At 45.2% G+C, this 22849-nt stretch carries 21 protein-coding genes and 1 other RNA gene; 10 read left to right on the top strand and 12 right to left on the bottom strand.

From position 1 onward, the window contains the following. Positions 1–2 precede the first annotated feature (2 nt). Positions 3–410, top strand: a complete 408-nt coding sequence (gene sufE / locus AACR11_RS02670) for a cysteine desulfuration protein SufE (protein ID WP_005447670.1) — start codon at positions 3–5, stop codon at positions 408–410. 19 nt (positions 411–429) lie between these two features. On the opposite strand, the gene AACR11_RS02665 is transcribed toward sufE, so the two are convergent. Further along, positions 430–816: a hypothetical protein gene (locus tag AACR11_RS02665; RefSeq protein WP_223295799.1), complete on the bottom strand. Its 387-nt coding sequence runs from the start codon at positions 814–816 to the stop codon at positions 430–432. Between the two features lie 203 nt (positions 817–1019). On the opposite strand from AACR11_RS02665, the gene AACR11_RS02660 reads away from it, so the two are divergent. Together AACR11_RS02660 and AACR11_RS02655 are read left to right on the top strand one after the other, a co-directional pair. Continuing rightward, positions 1020–2348, top strand: a complete 1329-nt coding sequence (locus AACR11_RS02660) for an aspartate aminotransferase family protein (protein WP_029789198.1) — start codon at positions 1020–1022, stop codon at positions 2346–2348. Beyond that, positions 2342–3187: a 3-keto-5-aminohexanoate cleavage protein gene (locus AACR11_RS02655; RefSeq protein ID WP_029789197.1), complete on the top strand. Its 846-nt coding sequence runs from the start codon at positions 2342–2344 to the stop codon at positions 3185–3187. Before AACR11_RS02660 ends, AACR11_RS02655 begins: the two co-directional genes overlap by 7 nt. A 300-nt stretch (positions 3188–3487) precedes the next feature. Here the strand turns inward: AACR11_RS02655 and AACR11_RS02650 are convergent, their stop codons facing one another. The 6 genes from AACR11_RS02650 to smpB all read right to left on the bottom strand — a co-directional run bounded on the left by AACR11_RS02650 (position 3488) and on the right by smpB (position 9850). Next, a complete protein-coding gene (locus tag AACR11_RS02650; protein WP_005447666.1) occupies positions 3488–4855 on the bottom strand; it encodes a Na+/H+ antiporter NhaC family protein in 1368 nt (455 codons plus the stop codon). A gap of 179 nt (positions 4856–5034) precedes the next feature. After that, positions 5035–5610 (bottom strand): DedA family protein, encoded by a 576-nt coding sequence (locus AACR11_RS02645; protein WP_029789196.1) that lies wholly within the window; start codon positions 5608–5610, stop codon positions 5035–5037. A 145-nt stretch (positions 5611–5755) separates the two neighbouring features. Further along, complete coding sequence (locus AACR11_RS02640) at positions 5756–7798, bottom strand: FUSC family protein (RefSeq protein WP_029789195.1); 2043 nt, start codon at positions 7796–7798, stop codon at positions 5756–5758. 99 nt (positions 7799–7897) lie between these two features. Continuing rightward, positions 7898–8791: a LysR family transcriptional regulator gene (locus AACR11_RS02635; RefSeq protein WP_029789194.1), complete on the bottom strand. Its 894-nt coding sequence runs from the start codon at positions 8789–8791 to the stop codon at positions 7898–7900. 137 nt (positions 8792–8928) lie between these two features. After that, positions 8929–9296, bottom strand: a transfer-messenger RNA (tmRNA) gene (gene ssrA, locus AACR11_RS02630). Between the two features lie 68 nt (positions 9297–9364). Continuing rightward, positions 9365–9850, bottom strand: a complete 486-nt coding sequence (gene smpB / locus AACR11_RS02625) for an SsrA-binding protein SmpB (RefSeq protein ID WP_005440253.1) — start codon at positions 9848–9850, stop codon at positions 9365–9367. Positions 9851–9968: 118 nt separating this feature from the next. Here smpB and AACR11_RS02620 point away from each other — a divergent pair, with 118 nt between their 5' ends. After that, positions 9969–10412, top strand: a complete 444-nt coding sequence (locus AACR11_RS02620) for an SRPBCC family protein (protein WP_005447659.1) — start codon at positions 9969–9971, stop codon at positions 10410–10412. Further along, the gene (locus AACR11_RS02615; RefSeq protein ID WP_005447657.1) at positions 10402–10758 is read left to right on the top strand and encodes an RnfH family protein; all 357 of its coding nucleotides are present in this window, start codon (positions 10402–10404) and stop codon (positions 10756–10758) included. Before AACR11_RS02620 ends, AACR11_RS02615 begins: the two co-directional genes overlap by 11 nt. Positions 10759–10893: 135 nt before the next feature. On the opposite strand, the gene bamE is transcribed toward AACR11_RS02615, so the two are convergent. From bamE to nadK, 4 genes are all read right to left on the bottom strand, one after another. Further along, positions 10894–11253, bottom strand: a complete 360-nt coding sequence (gene bamE, locus AACR11_RS02610; protein WP_005447656.1) for an outer membrane protein assembly factor BamE — start codon at positions 11251–11253, stop codon at positions 10894–10896. A gap of 249 nt (positions 11254–11502) precedes the next feature. After that, positions 11503–13167, bottom strand: coding sequence for a DNA repair protein RecN (gene recN / locus AACR11_RS02605; protein ID WP_005447655.1), 1665 nt, complete (start codon positions 13165–13167; stop codon positions 11503–11505). Between the two features lie 168 nt (positions 13168–13335). Next, on the bottom strand, positions 13336–14523 hold the full coding sequence (locus tag AACR11_RS02600) for a DUF3103 domain-containing protein (protein ID WP_005447654.1): 1188 nt from the start codon (positions 14521–14523) through the stop codon (positions 13336–13338). A 242-nt stretch (positions 14524–14765) separates the two neighbouring features. Then, a complete protein-coding gene (gene nadK / locus AACR11_RS02595) occupies positions 14766–15650 on the bottom strand; it encodes an NAD(+) kinase (protein WP_005447653.1) in 885 nt (294 codons plus the stop codon). Positions 15651–15795: 145 nt separating this feature from the next. Here nadK and grpE point away from each other — a divergent pair, with 145 nt between their 5' ends. The 4 genes from grpE to dnaJ all read left to right on the top strand — a co-directional run bounded on the left by grpE (position 15796) and on the right by dnaJ (position 21657). Then, entirely contained in the window at positions 15796–16392 is a 597-nt protein-coding gene (grpE, locus tag AACR11_RS02590) for a nucleotide exchange factor GrpE (RefSeq protein WP_005447652.1), read from the top strand. A 421-nt stretch (positions 16393–16813) separates the two neighbouring features. Then, on the top strand, positions 16814–18088 hold the full coding sequence (locus AACR11_RS02585; RefSeq protein ID WP_005447650.1) for a dicarboxylate/amino acid:cation symporter: 1275 nt from the start codon (positions 16814–16816) through the stop codon (positions 18086–18088). 301 nt (positions 18089–18389) lie between these two features. Next, positions 18390–20306, top strand: a complete 1917-nt coding sequence (dnaK, locus tag AACR11_RS02580) for a molecular chaperone DnaK (protein ID WP_005447648.1) — start codon at positions 18390–18392, stop codon at positions 20304–20306. A 202-nt stretch (positions 20307–20508) separates the two neighbouring features. Continuing rightward, positions 20509–21657, top strand: coding sequence for a molecular chaperone DnaJ (dnaJ, locus tag AACR11_RS02575; RefSeq protein ID WP_005447647.1), 1149 nt, complete (start codon positions 20509–20511; stop codon positions 21655–21657). A 132-nt stretch (positions 21658–21789) separates the two neighbouring features. Here the strand turns inward: dnaJ and AACR11_RS02570 are convergent, their stop codons facing one another. Next, complete coding sequence (locus tag AACR11_RS02570) at positions 21790–22224, bottom strand: type IV pilin protein (protein WP_029789193.1); 435 nt, start codon at positions 22222–22224, stop codon at positions 21790–21792. Positions 22225–22327: 103 nt separating this feature from the next. Here AACR11_RS02570 and AACR11_RS02565 point away from each other — a divergent pair, with 103 nt between their 5' ends. Beyond that, on the top strand, positions 22328–22843 hold the full coding sequence (locus AACR11_RS02565) for a GspH/FimT family pseudopilin (protein WP_026138335.1): 516 nt from the start codon (positions 22328–22330) through the stop codon (positions 22841–22843). Positions 22844–22849: the final 6 nt, after the last annotated feature.

Below are 22849 nucleotides of genomic sequence, written 5' to 3'. Positions count from 1 at the left end.
CAGTGGACCAAAAACAATTAATTAAAAACTTCAATCGATGTATTGATTGGGAAGATAAGTACTTATACATCATTTCGCTTGGCGAGAAGTTTGCTCGTTTACCAGAAGCGTTACAGACTGAGCAGACGGCCATTTACGGCTGTCAAAGCCAAGTATGGATTCAGGTACAAGTAGAACAAGGAAAAGTGCAATTGTTGGGTAGCAGCGACGCGGCTTTAGTGAAAGGGCTTGTCGCTGTGGTGTGCTTGTTATTGCAAGATAAAACACCGAAGCAGTTGTTGGAGACTAACATTAAAAGCATTTTTGCTGAGTTAGGTTTACAGCAACAATTAACTCCGGCCAGAAACCAAGGCATTGAAGCTATGGTTAAGAGTATCTTTAAGCAAGTTCAAGCGCTAGAAATGGCGTGATTTCTGCAGAGCTTCTGTGTTAGGTAATGGACGAGCGTTTGGCAAAGTCAGTGCGAAGGATCTTGGCTTTGTCCATCACGTCATAGCCTTTGTAGAGTTGACAAGTGAGATTGAGTGAATCAAGCGCGTAGGCTTTGCATTGGGAGCGGCAGCAAAGCTCGTTATTGGTGTCATTCAATTCAGCCATCATTCTGGTGTAGAGCTTTTTTAGGCAAAGTAGATAACTCATATCATCACCGCTATCACGAGCAGTCAGGGCGACGTCGAGACTCGCATGATAATACTCTGATAACCGTTTTTCAGACGGACCATGACGATTAAGATTCATCTCTGCAAGAAAGAACTCTGAAGTGGCCGTTTGTAATCTATCCTTATAGTCGTCAATCTCTGAAGTTAACCATGTCATCACGCAATCCATAAAACACCTTCCATCTGTTACTAGATCTTAATGATAATTATTATCATTTATAAATCAAGGCTTCTTATACGTTTTTATCGTTACTCCAGCGGTCTATTCCAAATGCTCATCGCGGTGCACTTTTCTTACCTTGCGTATAAATCGCATCTTCCTGACTATGCTTAGCAAATAGTCACGAGGAAGGGACGCTCATGTCTTATGTGTTTCACCGCCATTGTCACGCCAAGTTGCCTACTATTGCCAGAGGGGAAGGGGTTTATCTGTTCGATAGCCAAGGTAATCAATATCTCGATGCTTGCGGTGGCGCTGCCGTATCAAACCTTGGGCACAGCCACCAAGCTGTTAAACAAGCCATGCTCGATCAAATCGAAAAAGTACCTTTTGCTCATACTGGCTTTTTTACTAGTGAAGTAAGTGAGCAGTTGGCTGAGTTGATTTGCCAGCAAATGCCATCGCAATTCAATCACGTCTACTTAGTCAGTGGGGGCTCTGAAGCGGTTGAATCTGCACTAAAGATGGCAAGACAATACTTTGTGGAATGTGGTAAGCCAGAGAAAAAGCAGTTTATTGCTCGCCTGCAAAGTTATCACGGTAATACGCTTGGTGCGTTGGCTGTTGGTGGTAACGAATGGCGGCGTGAGCCTTTTAAACCCATTTTGCACCCAAGCCATCACATTGCGCCGTGCTATGCCTATCGTCATCAAAGAGAAGGTGAATCAGAGCTCGATTATTCACTGAGAGCTGCCAATGAACTTGAAGCTAAAATTTTAGAACTGGGCTCGGATAACGTCATGGCATTTGTTGCAGAGCCGATTGTTGGCGCAACAGCTGGCGCAGTACCTGCCACTCAAGGTTACTTCAAACGAATACGAGAGATTTGCGATCGCTATGATGTGTTGCTGATCATGGATGAGGTGATGTGTGGCGTTGGACGTAGCGGTAGCTTTTTTGCTTTTGAACAAGAGCAAGCCGTCCCAGATTTAGTCTGCATGGCGAAAGGATTAGGTGCGGGTTATCAACCTATCGGAGCCGTTGTTGCCAATGACAGAGTCTATCAAGCAATCGCGTCTGGTAGTGGCTTCTTTCAACATGGACATACTTTTATGGCGCATCCCGTCGCATGCGCAGCTGCCGTTGCAACCATTCAGACCATCGGTGACCAAAAGCTCCTGCAAGCCGTCAACCAACAAGGAGCAATGTTAAAAAGAGAACTCGAGTCAGCACTTTCAGACTTCCCGTATATTGGGGATATTCGTGGTAAAGGGCTGTTTCTTGGCATTGAACTTGTGGCAGACAAAGTAAGTAAAATCCCTCTGCCTAATTCAATTTTGGCAGACAAAAAGATCAAACATCAAGCGATGAAAAATGGACTGATGTGTTACCCAATGGGTGGCACGATTGATGGTGTCAATGGGCATCATATCCTTCTTGCTCCGCCTTTTATCATCGAACGAAGCCACATCGACGAGCTGGTGGAAAAGCTCACTCGTACACTCAGAGAGGTGTCGAAAACATGGTAATAAATTCCCCAATAGAAAGAGCTCGAATCGCGATTATTGCTGCGCCTAATGGAGCGAAAAAAAACAAGCAAGACCATGCTCAATTGCCGATGAATACTGAAGAAATGGTTGCCGAGGCGAAAGCATGTCAAACGGCAGGGTCTACCATGATCCATTTGCACGCGAGAGATGTGCAAGGCAGGCATTCTCTAGAGGTTGATGACAACTTAGAAATCTACCACGCGGTGAAAGCTGCGGTTGGGAATTCGATGATAGTTCAGCTCACAACTGAGGCTGTTGGTATGTATTCACCACAACAGCAAATGGCGCTGATCAAAGCGGTAAAACCAGAAGCCGCCTCTTTTGCTTTGCGTGAACTGATTCCTGATGAGCAGAGTGAGGAGCAAGGTCTTATCTTTTTTGATTGGGTCGCTGATCAGGGCATTCTCAGCCAAATCATTTTGTATGATCAGGCAGACATCGAGCGCTATTTCTCCCTAAGAGAGCGAGGCGTTTTACCAAAGCAAAACCAACACGCGTTAGTGGTACTTGGTCGATATCATGAGGCTCAACAATCTTCGCCATGGGATTTACGGGCACTGCATTTGGAGCGCTTTATCGAAGAGAACGTTAGATGTGCCGTGTGCGCATTTGGCGCGAGAGAGCAAGACTGTTTAACCCATGCAATGTTACTGGGATTGGATGTTCGGGTAGGCTTTGAGAACAACCATTTGAGTTCGGATGGTCAGCTCGCGAAAAGCAATGCAGAGCAAGTTCGGCGATTAAAAGAGATTTGTGAATTGCTCGATGTGCCCCTGCATGATGCGGAGAGTTTTCGCCTTAGCCTGAGTGGTAGTTGATTTGAGAGATTCCCGACTCAGTCGTTCCTCCTTCTCGAGAGTAACGGAGTTAGCCTTGGTTGATGCTTGGTTTTACATAGCGTCACATTCCTAATGTAACGAAGGAGCAATTAGGACACCTCTGTTTACGAGTTACTCTTCTAACTGGGGATTTGTTCGGTTCGACGTTTACCTCAGCCAGTTAGATGCTCAGTCCCTCACCATGTCATTCCCTAGAGCGACGAAGGAGCGAGTAGGGAATCGCTTCTTTTCTTAAGACACAAAAAAGGCTCCAATCGGAGCCCTTCTTCAAAGTTAATTTTAGCTTTCAGTCTGAGGGACAGGCTGACGTGCCGGATGCTTGATAAACACCGCCACGATAGCTGCAATTGCAAGCGCGAAACAGTAATAAGAGTTCGCGACAACTTCTAGTGGAGAAAGGTTAAATACCGAGCCCAATAGCAGAACTTGCGCACCGTATGGCAATACACCTTGGATAACACACGAGAAAATGTCCAACAAACTTGCAGAGCGACGCGGTGAAACGTTGTTCTCTTCTGCTAGTTGGCGAGCCACGCTACCTGATACGATGATGGCAACGGTGTTGTTGGCGGTACAGGTATTCACCATCGAAACCAGACCAGCAATACCTAGTTCACTTGCACGACCATTTGCTTCTTTCGAGTGGCTAGAGCCAAACGTACGGATGATGCCGCTCACTAGGTTAGTTAGAAACGCGAGACCGCCTTGGCGACGCATAAGCTCACTCAGACCACCAATCAGCATGGATAGCAGGAAGATCTCTTGCATGTTACCAAAGCCAGAGTAGATGTCTTGCGCGAAGTTGGTTAGACCGTAATCATCGATAGAAGACAAGCTCACGCCGCCTGCCAAAACGATACCAATAGTAAGCACGACAAACACATTCATGCCTGATACAGCAAGGATAAGAATCGTCACATATGGCAGCACTTTCAACCATTCAATAGGACCGGTTTCTGGTACTTGAGTCGCTGTGCTGTTGAAGGCGAAGATCACAAGCGCAACCAGTGCTGCTGGTAGTGCGATACGGATGTTCTCTTTGAATTTGTCCTTCATCTCACAGCCTTGAGAACGGGTTGCCGCAATCGTGGTGTCTGAGATGATCGAAAGGTTATCACCAAACATTGCGCCGCTAAGCACTACACCAGCAGTCAATGGAAGACTCATACCTGCTGATTGAGCAATGCCCAGAGCAACAGGCGCAACTGCTGCGATGGTACCCATTGAGGTGCCCATCGCTGTCGCAATAAATGCAGAAATCAGGAAGATACCCGGCAAGATCATGCTGGTTGGAATCGCAGAAAGACCAAGGTTAACTGTCGCATCTACGCCGCCAGACGCTTTTGCAACTGCAGCAAAGGCACCGGCAAGCAGGTAGATCATACACATCGCGATGATGTCTTGATGACCAACGCCACGCATAAAGTGTTCGATAGAGCGATTGAGTTTGTCTTTGCTTAGGATGAGCGCAAGGATCACAGCAGGCAATACCGCGATAGGCGCTGGCAGTTGGTAGAAGGCGAAATCAACGCCTTGCAAGGATAAGTAAGTGCCCACGCCAATAAACAGCGCAAGGAATAGCACTAAAGGTAAAAGTGCGACCGCTGATGGTGCGATTGCTTTATTAGAATTTTTAGAACCAGACATGTGAACGACAACATAATCAACAAATAAGGCGAGCAGACTAATCTGACACCAAAGACTTGTCAACGTCTAGACGTCTAAATGGCTGGTTATTTTTAATCGAAAAGACCAAGAAAAAAGGCTCACATAACATATCTTATTGATACTGTGAGCCTTTGTAGAATTTTACTTGTGTAGAGTATTTATGCTTTTTTTCGTTTGAGGAGTGCGAAGATCATCAGTGAGAACAACAACGCTGCGCTCGACCAAACCACGTAGCGATGCTCGGTATAGAACTGGCTGAGAACGCTTAGATGCTCAAACGCAAAGTTAGTGAGCAAACTGAACACGGCAACCCAAATGGTGGTTGCAAGGGCGTTGCCCAATAAGAACTCTTTACGCGACATCTTAGCAATGCCACAAGCAAGCGGCATAAACTGTTTCATTCCTTCAATAAAGCGGCTGACAACCAAGCAAGCAGGACCATACCTCTGAATTGTATTTTGTAGCTTCAGCATTTTAGGGCCAGAAATATAGCCTTTCTTGTCTAACCAACCTTCAAAGTAATAGCCAATCAGGTAGCCGCACGTGTTGCCAAAAAAGCAACTCAACCAAGAGACTATCATCACTAGGCTAAGGTTCATGACATGCTCAGATGAGATGATAGACGCCGCAATCATCAGCGATTGCCCCGGCATCGGAATGCCAATACCTTCAAGAAAGATGCTGACGATAAGGGCGAGATAGCCATATTGCTCAAGCAGCGGCTTCATCGCCATCAGTAAATCATTAATGTGTTCCAAATGCTTTCCTCTAACCAAAGTGGAACGAAGCTGGAGTGATACTCCTGTTAGTTAGCTTGGTCAATCGACGTTGTTCTCAAATAGTCAAATCTGACATTCCGTTGATAATAGTGGCGCGTATTTAGTCTTTTAGGTTACGCCTTACTAAGTCGTGCATTTGCTTAATCGTCATCAATGCTAACCAGATGATCTCTTCGACAGAGCGCTGTCCTGCGGTCGAGGAGGGATGATTGGCATCGGTTTTATTGCTCAGTGCTGGCAGCTCATGAACACGATTGTCACGAATCGTACTGATCAACGCATCCATCGCATCATGAATCAGGCGTTCTACTTGCAATGAACCTTGGTAATGGGTGCCCCCTCTCACTAGAGGGATCAGCAAGCAGAGGTAGTGACTCAACAAGCGATAATGGCTCAACATATCTTCATAATAATGCGGATCGGCGCGAGTGTGCCTTGGCTCTTGCTGCATCTCGTTGTAAATCAGTTCAAGATCGCTTTCTGCAGTGAGCATGGCGGCACGTTGCTTAGTGAGCGCCATGTGATCACGTTGCTCTGTGTCGACTTGTAACTGCTCATAGCAATACACAAATAAGCTTTTTGAACTATCGAGCGCTTTTAATGCTTGGGTATGAATCTCCTTACCTCGCCACTGCGGCCACAATAAGCCATAACCGAGTAGGACAATTGCGCCACCGACGACATTGTCGATCAAGCGCGGAGCGGCAAAGTCGAGCCCCTGGTGTGCCATGGTTTGATAAACCAAAATCAACAGCGCGGTAATACAGCCAATCGCCAGCGAGTAATGGCGCATAATATTGAGCATTGCGATGGGTAATAGGACCGCGATTAATACAAACAAGATGGTCGTTGGTACGCCAAGATGAATCAAGGAGGTGGCGAAGAGTACCCCAAGTGCTGTGCCTAAACAGCGTTGCCAAGTTTTACTTCGGGTTGCCAAGAAACTCGGTTGAATGACCATCAACATGGAAATCAACACCCAATCCGGGCGAATCAATTCAAAGTATTCAGCAATCCCAGCTCCAAGAGCGAACATCAAACCAACGCGAGTCACATGGCGCCAAATTGGGTTGCCTCGACTTGGCAAACGAAAAGACAGCTCGAATGGTTGCACCTCAAAGGAGCGTTCATAAGCGGGCTCATTGAGCTCAATACGACGAGAAATATGCTTTACCGCGTATGCCCAGTAGCGAAAGCGAGGTTGGTCTTCTAGCTTCACCGCCTCAATCAAATCATGGGCTTCCTGCTCTAGTGAGCTCAAGTGTTTCATCTCTTCATGCGTGTTATGTAAAAGCTGCTTGGCTTTGTGTCTTAATCTTTGCTGGCAGTGTTGGCTCCAAACCAAGAGCAGATCTCGTTTCGGTTTGCTGGATTGAAATTGCTTAAGCAGATCAGGGTTGCTGGTATGGCTGCTCAAGACGACTTCAAATGTATCGAGCGCCAAAAACAAAGCCTGACGTAGAGAGTTGGCGTCTTCATGTTTCGAGCGAAAAGATTCTGATTGCAGTGCTTGTTGGAACAGTTCAATCAACTGATATTTGATGCGTCGTTTCGGAGCATCGGTTTCGCTTCCAAGTAAGAAAGCTTGGCGATATTGAATGTAGTCCGCTAGCGTCTCGTAAATCGCAGAAAGACAAACACGCAGCGCGTAATGTTTCCATAAGGCAAACCAAAGCCAACTGAACAGCGCAAAAGTGAGTGGTCCCAACACCAACATAGGATAGAGACCAAGTACCGCGCTGGAATTATGTAGTGACAAGCTCACGACCGCGATCAGTAAGCTCGACATGCCAAGACGTCCCCAAAATGGACCATTCACTGCTGTACTTGCCAATATTGCTCCCATAACGCCGTAAGTCAGCCACAGCGGTAAGCCCATATTCAGCAGAGCATAACTGATGACGAGCGTAATGCTCCATGTAAAAGCGGTAATCGCAAAGCGTGTCCAGCGTCTAGGACCGGCAGTGTCTAAACCGCTGATCAATGCTGCAGGCATGGTCATTAAAGCTGTCATGGCGAGATTGATTTGGTTGAATAGCACACCCAATCCCATGAATAGGACAATCGCGCTGGTGGCACGCAAACCAAGGTTGAAAGAAGGGGAGTACCAGATTTTACGCAGAAAGGCAGGAGATAACGTCATAAACCCTCATTACAGTTGGCAACATCTTCAGTGTAACGCGAATATCTTTAGATGCACTGGCTTCAACCACAGTTTGAAAAATTGAAGCGGAGTCGTTATCTAACCGACGCCTTTTCCAAGTTGAGTAAATAGCCAATCATTGAACAGCGAGACTTTTCGCGCCGCTAGACGGTAGTTCGGCACAAATACGTAATAGCCATAATGGCTATGCATACGCAATTGTTGGATGTGGTAGACCTCATCTCTCGACATCGCCTGCTGCACCATAAAATCAGGCAGGAGGGCAAGACCTTTACCAAGCTTTACCGCTTCATAAGAGAGATAGAAATGCTCATGACCGACAGGGTGATAATGAATCGCGCTTCGCAGAGATTGCTCTAGTTTGAACTGCTCCCACAACTGCGGGCGCGTTGTTTGAGGAATAAAAGCGAAATCCGTAATGGATTGTTTGTCGTTACACGTTGAAGAACTTGATGAGCCCGTTAGCAGCAGCGTTTCTTGACGCAACAATCGACCATGTTCGTAGTGACTAGAGAGAGGAAGGCAACGGATGGTGATGTCGCTGTCTACATCCAACTGATTTATTGGACCATCACTGGTGCGAACTTTAACGCGGATGTCAGGATGGATTTGATGGAATTCATCAATGTTTGGCACCAACCACAAACTGGCGAAAGAAGGCGTAACATCGACCACCAGTAACTCTTGCTCTGTATCGGTTTGAATTAAGCTCGCCGTCGCATGTTGGATGATCTCCAACGCTTCGGTCACCTTGGGCAAGTAACGTTTTCCTTCTTCGCTGAGCTCAATACCATTGATACCACGCTGAATCAAAGGTAACCCAACCAGTTGCTCTAACGTCGCAATTTGTTTGCTCACGGCACCTTGAGTTACGCACAAACTCTCTGCCGCTTTAGAAAAACTCAGATGGTTAGCAACTGCAACAAAGGTTCGCAGCGCACGAATAGAAGGGTACTCACTGCCTTTTAGCATAAACTCATGTCCATTGATGAATGCTTAACCACAGACTAAGAGATTTTGGCTAGGAATCAAAGCGATGAGTTGAGGGGAAATACGAATCGCAGATACAAAAAGGGCCAACCCTTTCGAGTTGGCCCTTTCCAAACGTTTGGTGGAGCTGGCGGGAGTTGAACCCGCGTCCGAAAACCTTTCATCATTGGTACTACATGCTTAGTCGATCTTTAAATTCACCACCCACCTGCGAACCGACACGCTAATGAATGACTATCCTGAATTAAAATTCGCCGTTCATCTCTCAGGCGGGAGAATCCGGGCTAGCGCGTTTGGGTTTGATCCCTCGTTGGTCCCCGTCTTACGTGCGGAAGCTAGGGCGAGAGAGCTCTGAGCAGGTTATTAAGCTGCTAGTGCGTAGTTTTCGTCGTTTGCGACTATTTTTTTGCGGTTTGTTAACGAGGCCTACCGCACCTCGGCATGCACCTCAGACTTCTGAATTCCCGTCGAATCCTAAATCAGCCCCAGAGGTAATATCGGCATAGTAACAGAAAAGCCTAAGCTGTCCAGTACTATGCGTCTAAGTGGTCAAGTTTAACGCAGTGAACTCTTCATCACGCGTGCTTTTTCACGAGCCCAGTCTTTTTCTTTCAGATCGGTACGTTTGTCGTGAAGTTTTTTACCTTTCGCAACACCGATTTTGATCTTCACCCAAGAGCGAGACCAGTACAGTGACAATGCGGCTAGCGTCATACCTTCACGGTTGATGCGACCAAGAAGGTTGTCGAGTTCACGACGACTCATCAATAGTTTGCGCACACGTGTAGGGTTTGCGACAACGTGAGTAGAAGCTTGGTTAAGAGGCGTGATGGTCATTCCGCTGACAAAAGCTTCTCCGTCACGCATGAAAACGTAGCTTTCAGCGATATTGGCTTTACCTTGGCGAAGTGCTTTCACTTCCCAGCCTTGTAGCTCCAAGCCTGCTTCAATTTCATCGTCAATGAAGTATTCGTGGCGAGCTTTTTTATTCAGCGCGATAGTGTTGCTACCCGCTTTTTGCTTTGATTTTTTCTTTACCATAATGGACTCATTATACGGGTTGGATATGGGTTAGGAAATCCTTTTATTTGCGCTATCGTGGAATAAAAGTAGAATTGGCACAAGCCTTAAACATGTACGCGTATCGATAGGAGTGTGTATGAAGCAAATCAGCCGTTCTGCCTTGGTGTCTTTTAGTGCAGAGCAGATGTTCGATCTGGTCAATGATGTTTCTAAGTATCCTGAGTTTCTACCTGGTTGTTCAGGTTCACGAATCATTGAGTCTTCGGACGATGGTATGGTGGCTTCTGTCGATGTAGCAAAAGCAGGTATCAGTAAGACATTTACAACCTCTAACGAGATTATTCCGGGTCAAGCGATCATGATGAATTTGGTCGATGGTCCATTTAAGACACTGCGTGGTGGTTGGATCTTCACTGCTTTGGATGAGCAGGCGTGTAAAGTGGAACTGAAGCTTGAGTTTGAATTCTCAAGCAAGATGATCGAAATGGCTTTCGGCAAGATTTTTAATGAGCTAACCAATAACATGGTGAATGCTTTTACCAAACGCGCGAAACAGGTGTACGAGTGCTATGAGTATTGAGTCGGACATGATTCACGTGGAAGTGGTTTATGCGCTTCCTCAAGAGCAGCGTGTATTCAATTTGGTGGTAAACAATCAAGCAACGGTTGAAGATATTATCCGCCAGTCAGGTGTGCTTGAGCTATACCCTGAGATTGATTTGAAGAAGAATAAAGTCGGTGTTTACAGCCGTAACGTGCGATTAGATGCAACGGTACGCGACAAAGACCGTATCGAGATTTACCGCCCACTATTGGCAGATCCAAAAGAGATTCGTCGTAAACGAGCGGAGCAAGCAAAAGCCGCTGGTAGTGCAGACCCTGTGACAGGCGGTAAGCCCAATGCTTTGAGAAAAGCTGAGGAATAATGCTTTTGATTACGAACAACACCTCCCAATTGGGAGGTGTTGTTTTTTGTGAGGCTAACTTTCCTTGCTCTGTTGAGCAGAAATAAAAAAGCCTCCGTCAGGAGGCTTTAAGAATACTGTGAAAATAAAGGTTGTTTACTGAATCTTCTCGTAAAATGCATCGCTTTTCGGGTAGTCACCAGTGATGTCTGCCAGCGTGCCTTGGTCGTTAAACTGAACGATAAGATCTTTTTGCACTGAGTCACCGTGACCAGGAGTGTGGTGGTAAATGTAGTACCACGTATTCGGGTAGCCATTTTCAACCAACATAGGTGAACCAAGAACGTAGCGAACCTGTGCTTTAGTCATCCCAAACTTTAATTTATCAACCGCACTTTGTTCTACGTAGTTGCCTTGGTTGATATCAATGCGATAAACCAGTTTTTCCAATACCGAACATCCTGTCAGCAATGTCATTGCTAATGGTACGGCAACTAACCACTTCTTTAATTGCATAATAATTTCTTAGTAACCTTTAAAATACTGCGCTGATAATAAACAAGCTCGACGCAGATGTAAAAAGCTATGCGTCGTATGGTAGGGAATCTGACAACGAATTTTGAGTTGAGTTGCATTTATTCGCTGAGATTGAACAATAATTGGCGGAACATTGCGCATTCGTTTAGCGAAAAGCAAAAGTACTGGGGCAGTTGAAATGGGAGAGAGCCACTGAACTGATTGATATGCGGTGGCTCAGTAATAATCTTAAGCGGCGATAAGCAGTTCTTTAGCATTTGCCAATGTGGAATCTGTAATTTGACTACCACCAAGTAGACGAGCTAATTCTGCCACACGTTGCTCTTTATCTAGTGAGCGCATTTGTGTTTCAGTTTGACCACCTTTGGTGTGTTTTGCGACAAACATTTGCTGATGACCACAACCTGCGACTTGAGGTAAGTGGGTGACACACATTACTTGGGTCGACTCTCCTAGTTTGCGCAGCATCTTACCGACAACAGCGGCGGTTGGACCACTGATACCTACGTCTACTTCATCGAAGATCAAGCTTGGAGTATCTACTTTCTGCGCGGTGATCACTTGGATGGCTAATGAGATACGTGATAGCTCACCACCCGATGCCACTTTAGCGATGGGTTGCAATGGCTGACCTGGGTTGGTTGAAACCAAGAAGCAGACGCTGTCCATTCCCAGCGGTGATGGGTGGGTATTTTCGTTGTTCACTTCAATGCTGAATACCGCTTTCTCCATGCTCAATTCGTGCATGCTTTGTGTGATCAGTTTGTTCAACTCTTTTGCGTAGCGACTGCGTGATTTGTGCAGTTTTTCCGCTTGGGTCAAGAAGCTTTGATATTTTTGTTCAACTTCTTGAGCGAGTTCATCCAAACGTTCATCAGAGCAATCGAGCGCTTCGATTTGAGCCAACAGATCTTGATGGTGTTGATATAGCTCATCAGGCATAACGTGGTGTTTACGAGCCATTGACATCACTTTAGAAAAGCGTTCTTCGACATAAGCCATGCGACCCGGATCGACATCAATGCCATCAAGGTAGCTGCGAAGTTCGTTTTTAGTTTCTTCTAGCTGGATCATTGCTTCTGCCAGCATATTTGGTAGCTCTGCTAATTTCTCATCCAATTCAGCTAATTGAATTAGGGAGTGATTGGCCGATTGCAAAATACCAAGCGCATTGACTTCTTCACCTTCGTAAATAAGTTCGATGGCTTGCTGACAGGTAGCGGCAAGTTCACCGCTATTGGACAGTCGTTTGTGCTCTTGTTCGAGCTCTGCGAATTCTTCTTCACCTAGCGATAACTCATTCAGTTCTTTGATTTGGTATTCGAGCAACTGCTTTTGTGCCTGATTTTGCTGGCTGTTCTCTTTTAGTTGCTTGAGGTTATTGTCTGCCTGACGCCAATGCTGGTAAGCACTGCGTGTGCCTTTTAATAGGTTTAAATGTCCTGCATATTGGTCAAGCATTGCCATTTGGTGCTCGCTCTTCATCAATTGATGATGTGCGTGCTGTCCATGGATGTTGATCAACAACTGCCCAAGAGATTTGAGTTGTGAAAGTGGGACTGGGCTGCCGTTGATGAAGGCTCTAGAGCGACCTTCTTTGGTGATGATGCGACGCAAGATACACTCGCTGCCATCAAGCAGGTCGTTATCTTCTAGCCAACGCGTTGCGTGTAGATTGTTATCCAGTAAAAAGGCAGCGCTGACTTCTGTTTTCTCTTCGCCTTGGCGCACCATACCTGCATCGGCACGTCCGCCTAAACAAAGACCTAACGCATCAATTGCAATAGACTTACCTGCACCTGTTTCACCAGTAATGGTGGTCATGCCCTTTGAAAGCTCGAGCTGTAAAGACTTAACAATCGCAAAATTATTAACACTTAGATGAGCCAGCATTTTTATTTACCTGTATAACTGAACAATACTGTATAAGAAAACAGTATATACTGTTTCTTTATACAGTAAAGTCAGGTGCGGTATTTTTTCTTAAAGAAGCGGCTTTTTGTGATGAAGAGAAGAAAAATAGGTCGTGCAAAATGCAACGACCTATTTAAATTGAACAAGTTACGGACGAGTTGGGTTAATGGTGAGCGGTTCTAATGTGACGACTGCATTGACTCCCGCGCCAGGATGGTCGACGTAAGATGTGTCTTGCATCAGGGTGTAGTAAACATCAACGAAATCGTCATCATTGGTCAGAACCCCATCAGGAATTGCATCAATGATCTTGTTGGTGATCTGAGGAATAATGGCATACGCCTGCACCTCTGGATCTGGAATCGCCTTTAATACTTCTTCAGCAACTTGAACGAGCAGTTTTGCCAACTGTTTGTAATCCGTACCGTCATCTTGTTCCATCAATACAATGTCAGCCGCGCCCCAACGGTAACGAGACCAATGAATGATGATTTGATTCGGGTAATAGTCTTTGTTGTCATAATCCAAATATGGAAGCTCGACTAAATCTAACGTCGGCTCGTCGCGGCTTGGGTTCACCCCTGTGACGATGGCGTAGATTTCTGCTTTACCCGAGATCCATGGTTCTTGGTCATCAGAAAGACGGATCTTCTTCAGTTGTGTAGTCTGAATCGGTTGAACTGAACTTTCAGCGCTAGCGAGAAGTGGGGAATTAACTTGCTGCTTGTCCGCTAGGTATGGCTGAACCATCGTGGCTTGACCCAAGCTCTTCATCTCAGCTTGCATCGCTTGCAGACCTGCTTTTAGTTCTGCAGAGCTGTTATTGTCGACAACCAATACTGGTACGTCAGGAAGCTGATAGACATCGAGCTGGTGGATTTGACCATATACATCGTACGCTTCGATATACTGCCATTGCGAGTCATCACCGCTTGGCTCGAAAGCGAATAGGGGATCGACTTTCCCTTCTTGCCATACATTTAGCATCTCTTCATTCGCTAGACGGACTTCTAGCAACTGATCTGAGTATTGTTCGATGCCTTTCCATGTGCGGATTTGGTTGTCGGCTTGTACAAGCTGTTTACTGAAAGCAGCTTGAGGCGTTTGTTCAACAAAGGAAGATACTGGGACGCTAGTGTGCTCCGCGGTAATGTCCCGACGTAGCATTGGTTCCATGCTGGTATAGCTCTCACTAAGTTGCTGAGCGAGTGCGCGTTTTGTGTTGGTTATATCCTCGGCTTTTGCGTTTGATATATTGTTAACCTTTGCCTCCTCAGACTGGCAGCCCATAAGCGCTAAAGTACTGAGAGCGGACAATATAATTGTTTTTTTCATAGTGTGTCCTTTGAGATAGTTTGTATGAAATAGAGTTAATATTCTATTCATGGCAAGAATATCACCAGACACCTATCATTCAATTTGCTCTCCAAGATTTGTATAAAATCTGCCCACAAGATCAAATTTTATAAATCTAGATTTAGTAGGTTTTTATTTTGTGTCGCCTTAATCGGGATAGAGTAGAAAGCTGAAATATGAGCAAAGAAAAAAGGTTGATGCTTTCACACCAACCTTTATTGCTAAAACAGTTTGCTCGACCATCCAAGCTTATTTCTTAGTACGTGATAGTAGCTATAGTCTTTCGGGTGGATAAGTTTGAGAACGTTCGGGCTCTGGTAGATATGTATTTCATCACCTGGAGAGACGGGGAGCGAAACTTGTCCGTCACAACTTACTTCCTGAGTACCGCGGTTTTCTGGTGACACGACCAGTTTGATACGACGTTTGCCATCGACGACTAATGGGCGGCTAGACAATGTGTGCGGGAACATTGGCACTAAAGAAATCGCGTTTAAGCTTGGTGACAAAATAGGTCCACCACCTGACAGGGAGTAAGCCGTAGAGCCTGTTGGAGTAGAGACAATCAAACCATCGGCACGCAGCGAAAACGCAAAGCTGTCATCAATATAAACTTCAAACTCAATCATGTGCGCCACTTGTCCTGGGTGGAGCACGGCTTCGTTTAATGCCGCGTTATGGCTCTTGATTTGACCGTGACGATGGATCTCTGCTTCCAATAAGAAACGCTCTTCTTCTATATATTCGCCTTTTAATACGGCTTTTAATGCTTCTTTGAAATCGTCGGGGTTTAGATCCGTCAGGAACCCCAAGTTACCTCGGTTGACACCAATCACAGCAACATCGAAACGAGATAGAATACGAGCAGCACCCAGCATGTTGCCATCACCGCCAACTACGATAGCGAGATCTGCGTTTTTACCTAGCTCTACGAGGCTAGCAAACTGGCTTTGCGGGATTTCGTCTAAAATTGCAGCAAGGCGATCATCGATAAATACTTGGTAACCTTCGGATGTCAGCCATTCGTATAACTCTCTATGAGTTTGAATTGCCTGCTGATCTCGTGGTTTTCCGATAATCGCGATCACGTTACATGGGTTTTTCATAGCATTTCCGCATTAAAGAGGCTTGAATCAGGAATCTTCATCCCCATAATAATGGCAAGTTACCTAAATATGCGAATTTTTATGTGGTTAAAGCCCACAAAACGTGAGTGGCTTTAAGGACATTAAGTTGAATTCTGGAGATATCATGAGCAACGAAGAAAACAAAGTTACAGAAGAAGAGCTTGATCAAATCATCGAAGAAGCTGAGAAAGTAGAAGCCGCAGCGCAAGAAGCTGAAGCAGAACTTGAAGAAATTGGTGATGAGAAAGACGCTAAGATTGCTCAACTAGAAGCAGCACTACTGTCTAGCGAAACAAAAGTGAAAGACCAGCAAGATGCGGTTCTTCGCTCTAAAGCTGAAGTAGAAAACATGCGTCGTCGTACTGAGCAAGAAATCGATAAAGCTCGTAAGTACGCTCTGAACAAATTCGCTGAAGAACTACTTCCAGTTATCGATAACCTTGAGCGTGCAATCCAAGCTGCAGATGCAGAGCACGAAGTGGTTAAGCCAATTCTTGAAGGTGTTGAGCTGACACACAAGACGTTTGTAGATGCAGTATCGAAATTTGGTTTGAAAGAGATCAACCCAGAAGGTGAAGCATTCAACCCTGAATTCCACCAAGCTATGTCTATTCAAGAAAGCCCAGATCACGAATCAAACACAGTTATGTTTGTGATGCAAAAAGGCTATGAGCTAAACGGTCGAGTTGTTCGTCCTGCAATGGTTATGGTTGCTAAGTAATCAAATAACTCATTGATATAAATATATTAAAACGCCTGCTATTCAATAGCGGGCGTTTTTGTTTCAAACATCTCTATCAACATATTCATCTCTCTGAATATGTGCGCAAAATGAAATTTGATCCCCTTCAAATTTTTTCTTATTGGTAAAAAATTTTCCAATAAGGGATATCCTTTCTTTATCTTGCTTACTTATGGAATGGGTGTGTCTATAAGTACCTGTTATCACTCGCAATCAAAATTTAATTCTGAATATGAATGTAGAACTAGTGGTTTACTTCTAATGTCATTTATTAACAATCCTGTAAAGAAAGTCTTTATTTTGTAACTGTGGTGTGTATTATTCGCGAGGTCTGCCGTAAAAACCAGCAGATGTAACTATAAAAGCATAAATAGCAAACACAACATTTTGGAGATTTATGATGGATAAATCGCTTTCTAGCAAGATTTTTATCGGCTTGTTTGCGGGTCTTCTGATCGGTACTGCAATTCAGTATCTTTTTAGTGGCGTTGCTCTCTTTGATACATATTTACTTGGCGCAGCGGAAGGCGCTGGTGGTATGTTCGTATCATTGATTAAGCTGTTAGTAGTACCTCTTGTTTACGTATCTATCGTATGCGGTATCGTGGACCTAAAAGACATCACGGCTTTTGGTCGTCTTGGTGGTAAAACCTTTGCTCTATACATTATCAACACCATCATCGCGATTACTGCGGCACTGACTGTTGGTCTTATTTTCCAACCGGGTGCTGATGCAAATCTGGCAGGCACGATTTCAGAAACTGTTAACTTAACAACAACTGAAACACCTGACATTTTCTCGTTGGTTGTAAACATCGTTCCAAGCAACCCTGTACAAGCGTTTGCAAATGGCGACATGTTACAAATCATCTTTATGGCAATTTTGACAGGTCTTGCTATTCAAGCTTTGGATTCTCGAGGCGGTCCGGCAATTCGTACGTTTAAAATGGCGAACGAAATCATGATGAAGCTGGTTGGTTTAGTAATGAGCCTTGCACCTTACGGTGTATTTGCTCTGATGATTCAACTAGGTGCAACACTGGATGCAAACACGCTGATGTCTGTTGCTGGCTACGTAGCACTTGTTGTTGCAATGCTAGTGTTCTGGATTTTCTTCTTCTACCCAATGGCGGTAGGTATTGCGACGGGCACTTCTCCAAAAGCGTTCCTACGTGCAACTCGAGAGCAGATCCTATTCTCACTATCAACTGCAAGTTCAAACGCAACTATCCCGGTAACAATGCGCACGCTAACTGAGAAGCTTAAGGTTTCTAAGTCGGTTGCTGGTTTCGGTGTACCGCTGGGCGCAACAATGAACATGTCTGGTGTTTCTATCTATATCGCACTAGCAACTATGTTTGTCGCAAACGCGTTTGGTCAGCCAATCAATACTGCTGATATCTTTACTCTTGGTCTAACTATCTTGCTACTTTCTATCGGTGCTGGTGGTGTTCCGGGCGGCGGCGTAGTGATGGTAGGTGTTCTATTACACCAACTAGGTCTTCCACCAGAAGGTTTAGCAATCATTGCAGCTGTAGACCGTATCAATGATATGTTCTGTACTTCATCTAACGTAGTTGGTGATACAGCAGTAAACACTATTGTTGCGAAGTCTGAAGGCGAGATTGGTAAAGAAGAAGTCGTAGACGCAGAGCCTGCACAAGCAAGCGCATAATTTGCAATACACTCTTAGTTGAAAAGCGAGGCTATATGCCTCGCTTTTTCTTTTATAGAAACGAGAATCGAGATTGAAGAGTCGAAGGGGCTGAGTTGCGCTCGTCTCTCGCCTTTTGCGCAACTTTTTTTTGTTTTTTTTTCACTCTCTCCCTTGAAAAGCCATTTGCAGCCCTTATCTATTGGGCATAAGAGAAGCAAACAACATTACTTTAGTTTGTGAGCAAGGGTTGAAACCCGATTCTAAGTCCCCACATAGGGGATATAGCAAAACAAAATAGAATTTATTCGGAGATAGCCTGATGGGTAAAATCATTGGTATTGACTTAGGTACTACTAACTCATGTGTTGCTGTACTAGACGGCGACAAACCACGTGTAATTGAAAACGCAGAGGGTGAACGTACTACTGCATCGGTTATTGCTTACACTGACGGTGAGACGCTAGTAGGTCAACCAGCGAAACGTCAAGCAGTAACTAACCCAACTAACACGCTATTTGCAATCAAGCGTCTAATTGGTCGTCGTTTTGAAGACGAAGAAGTTCAGCGTGACATCGAAATCATGCCTTACAAAATCGTTAAGGCTGACAACGGTGATGCATGGGTAGAAGCAAAAGGCCAGAAAATGGCGGCTCCTCAAGTATCTGCTGAAGTTCTTAAGAAAATGAAGAAAACTGCTGAAGACTTCCTAGGTGAGGAAGTAACTGGCGCAGTTATCACAGTTCCTGCTTACTTTAACGATGCTCAACGTCAAGCTACTAAAGACGCTGGTCGTATTGCAGGTCTAGAAGTTAAACGTATTATCAACGAACCAACAGCGGCTGCTCTAGCATACGGTCTAGACAAGTCTGGTGGCGACCGCACTATCGCGGTATACGACCTTGGTGGTGGTACATTCGATATCTCTATCATCGAAATCGATGAAGTTGAAGGTGAGAAAACATTCGAAGTTCTAGCAACTAACGGTGACACTCACCTTGGTGGTGAAGACTTTGATAACCGTCTAATCAACTACCTAGTAGACGAGTTCAACAAAGAGCAAGGCATCAACCTTAAGAACGATCCACTAGCAATGCAACGTGTTAAAGAAGCAGCAGAAAAAGCGAAAATCGAGCTTTCTTCTACTTCTCAAACTGACGTAAACCTACCTTACGTTACTGCTGATGCAACTGGTCCTAAGCACATGAACATCAAAGTGACTCGTGCGAAACTAGAATCTCTAGTTGAAGACCTAGTACAACGTTCTCTTGAGCCACTAAAAGTTGCTCTAGCTGACGCTGACCTATCAGTAAACGACATCACTGACGTAATCCTAGTTGGTGGTCAGACTCGTATGCCTATGGTTCAAGCGAAGGTTGCTGAGTTCTTCGGTAAAGAAGCTCGCCGCGATGTAAACCCTGATGAAGCAGTAGCAATGGGTGCTGCAGTTCAAGGTGGTGTACTTGCGGGTGAAGTTAAAGACGTACTTCTACTAGACGTTACTCCACTGTCTCTAGGTATCGAGACAATGGGCGGCGTAATGACTAAGCTAGTTGAGAAAAACACGACTATCCCAACTAAAGCGAACCAAGTTTTCTCTACAGCAGAAGACAACCAGAGCGCGGTAACTATCCACGTTCTTCAAGGTGAGCGTAAGCAAGCGTCTTTCAACAAATCTCTAGGTCAATTCAACCTAGAAGGTATCCAAGCTGCACCACGTGGTATGCCACAAATCGAAGTTACTTTCGACCTAGATGCGGATGGTATCCTACACGTTTCAGCGAAAGACAAGCAGACTGGTAAAGAGCAGAAGATCACTATCCAAGCTTCTGGCGGTCTAAGCGATGACGACATCGAGAAAATGGTTCAAGAAGCAGAAGCTAACAAAGAAGCGGACAAAAAGTTCGAAGAGCTAGCAACTGCACGTAACCAAGCTGACCAAATGATTCACGGTACTCGTAAGCAAGTAGAAGAAGCTGGTGAAGCCCTACCTGCAGAAGAGAAAGAGAAGATTGAAGCAGCTATCTCTGAGCTAGAAACTGCACGTAAAGGTGATGACAAAGAAGCGATCGACGCTAAAGTTCAAGCGCTAATGACTGCAGCTCAAAAGCTAATGGAAATCGCTCAACAACAAGCTCAAGCGCAACAAGCACAAGGTGCTGACGCTGGTGCACAACAGTCTCAAGAAGACGATGTTGTTGATGCTGAGTTCGAAGAAGTTAAAGACGACAAGAAATAATATTTCTTAACTAGGCGGCTTATGGTCGCCTAGAGTCGATAAGACTTTTGTGTGCGGGCGTTTGGGGTAACTCTTACGCCCGTCTGTTTGTCCAAGCTGTCTTTCTAGTTAAGTATTTTGCAATAAGTGCACTTACCTAGAACGATACAAACACCAAGCGGTAAATCATGCCGTTTGCAGTAATTAATTGGTGACGAAGAACATGTCAAAACGTGATTTTTACGAAGTATTAGGCGTAAGCCGTGATGCCTCTGAGCGCGATATCAAAAAGGCGTACAAGCGTCTAGCAATGAAATACCACCCAGACCGTAACCAGGGTGATGAATCTGCTGCGGATAAGTTTAAAGAAGTAAAAGAAGCGTACGAAATTCTCACTGACCCTCAAAAGAAAGCGGCGTACGATCAGTATGGTCATGCTGCTTTTGAACAAGGCGGTGGCGGCTTCGGCGGCGGCGGTTTTGGTGGCGGTGGTGCTGATTTCGGCGACATCTTTGGTGACGTTTTTGGTGATATCTTTGGCGGCGGTCGTCGTGGCGGTGGTCAGCAACGTGCGCAACGTGGCGCAGACCTACGTTACAACATGGAACTGTCGCTAGAAGAAGCTGTTCGTGGCGTATCGAAAGAAATCGAAGTACCAACGCTTGTTCATTGTGATACCTGTGACGGTAGCGGTGCGAAGAAAGGTTCTTCAGCTGAGACTTGTGGAACCTGTCATGGTCACGGTCAAGTTCAAATGCGCCAAGGTTTCTTTGCTGTGCAGCAAACCTGTCCTACCTGTCATGGTAAAGGTAAGATCATCAAAGACCCATGTAACGAATGTCATGGTCAAGGTCGCAAACAGAAAACTAAGACACTTAACGTTAAGATCCCAGCAGGTGTTGATACTGGCGATCGCATTCGTCTATCTGGCGAAGGCGAAGCTGGAGAAATGGGTGCACCAGCAGGTGACCTATACGTACAAGTTCACGTGAAAGAGCACCATATCTTCGAACGTGAAGGCAACAACTTGTATTGTGAAGTGCCAGTTAGCTTTGCTATGGCTGCTCTAGGTGGTGAAGTTGAAGTTCCGACACTAGATGGTCGTGTGAACCTTAAAGTACCAACAGAAACGCAAACAGGACGTATGTTCCGTATGCGCGGTAAAGGGGTGAAAGGCGTTCGTGGTGGCGGTGTTGGTGACCTAATCGTTAAGCTTGTAGTAGAGACTCCAGTTAACTTGAGCGCTCGTCAGAAAGAATTACTTAAAGAGTTTGATGAATCTTGTGGTGGCGATGCTGCAACTAAGCACAAACCAAAATCTGAAGGCTTCTTCAACGGCGTGAAGAAGTTCTTTGATGACCTAACAAGCTAATTGCTGGTTAGTTGAATCCAAGAAAAAGCCTGCTGTGATGCAGGCTTTTTTGTATCTGCTTTCTTTTTATTTAAAGTGACTTTATGGCATCGAACTTGTCGTCTAAGTTGTCTTTATCTATTCTCGAAAGGGCTAATCCCAACATGCACTCGGTGACTCTATGTTGGTGGATGTTAGGGTTATTTTATTTACCCCACTAGGGAAACAGCTATCGCCGTTTTGCCCTAAATCGGCTTTTGCCGTTGCTTCGATAACATAAGCTGCGCTGGATGTGCTTGCGATATTAAATGAAAAGCGATTTGAATCGGAGTCGCAGATCGTACAAGTCCCGCCAGAGATGATACTACTCCAATCGTACCCACCGTTGTAAGAGGTTTCTAGCTCCAGCTGTATGCGACTGATATCGCTTAGAGCAACGGTGCGGTGTGCCGTAATGGTGTGGTTGGTATATGACGGATAAGCGATAGCCGCGATGATTCCAATAATCACAACTGCTATCAGTATTTCGATCAATGTCATCCCTCTAAATCGTTTGTTGTATCCGTTACAACCAGAAATTCGAATCATGACGAGTAGTTTCCTTTTCACTTTTCCGCCTATTTTTCTCAGGTGATAGCATCTGCGCAAGATGAATTACGGTCCTCTTGCCGTTTGCATAGGAATTTGGGAAATGCCTCGCGGGTTTACATTATTGGAGCTTCTGATCACTATCGCCGTGCTGAGTGTTTTGCTCACGGCTGCTGCTCCTTCTTTCCAAAATGTTTTTGAAACCAACAAAATGCAGCGCTTAGCGAATGAACTGCATGGCTTTGTTATTCAAGGTAAGTCAGAAGCGGTATTGCGCCGAGAGAGGCTTTGGGCACACCTGATCATGTCTGGAGGTTCATCCAGTGATGGTAATTGGCGCATTGAGCTCACAGATAATAGCTCCGAGGGAGTCGGTACGGTTTTATTCTCGTTTTCAGGCGCGCCTTACAAGGGCATTGTGGTTACTCCGAGCTACGCTTCAGACCAAATCAGTTTTGATGACGTCCATGGTCGCCCTTCTTCAGGCAACATTCGCTTTTACCCGGTCGGAGAGTCTTCTAAAGCCTTAAAACTTATCTCTCACACTTTGTCTGCGCGTGTCCGGGTATGCAGCGACAACAACAATACCGAGTTCTTCGGCTATTCAACCTGTTCTTGAGGAATG

The sequence above is a fragment of the Vibrio sp. L85 genome (assembly GCF_963871815.1).
GTDB lineage: Bacteria > Pseudomonadota > Gammaproteobacteria > Enterobacterales > Vibrionaceae > Vibrio > Vibrio harveyi.
The sequence above is the reverse complement of the archived record's forward strand: the minus strand, read 5'-3'. Positions and strand labels throughout refer to the sequence as shown.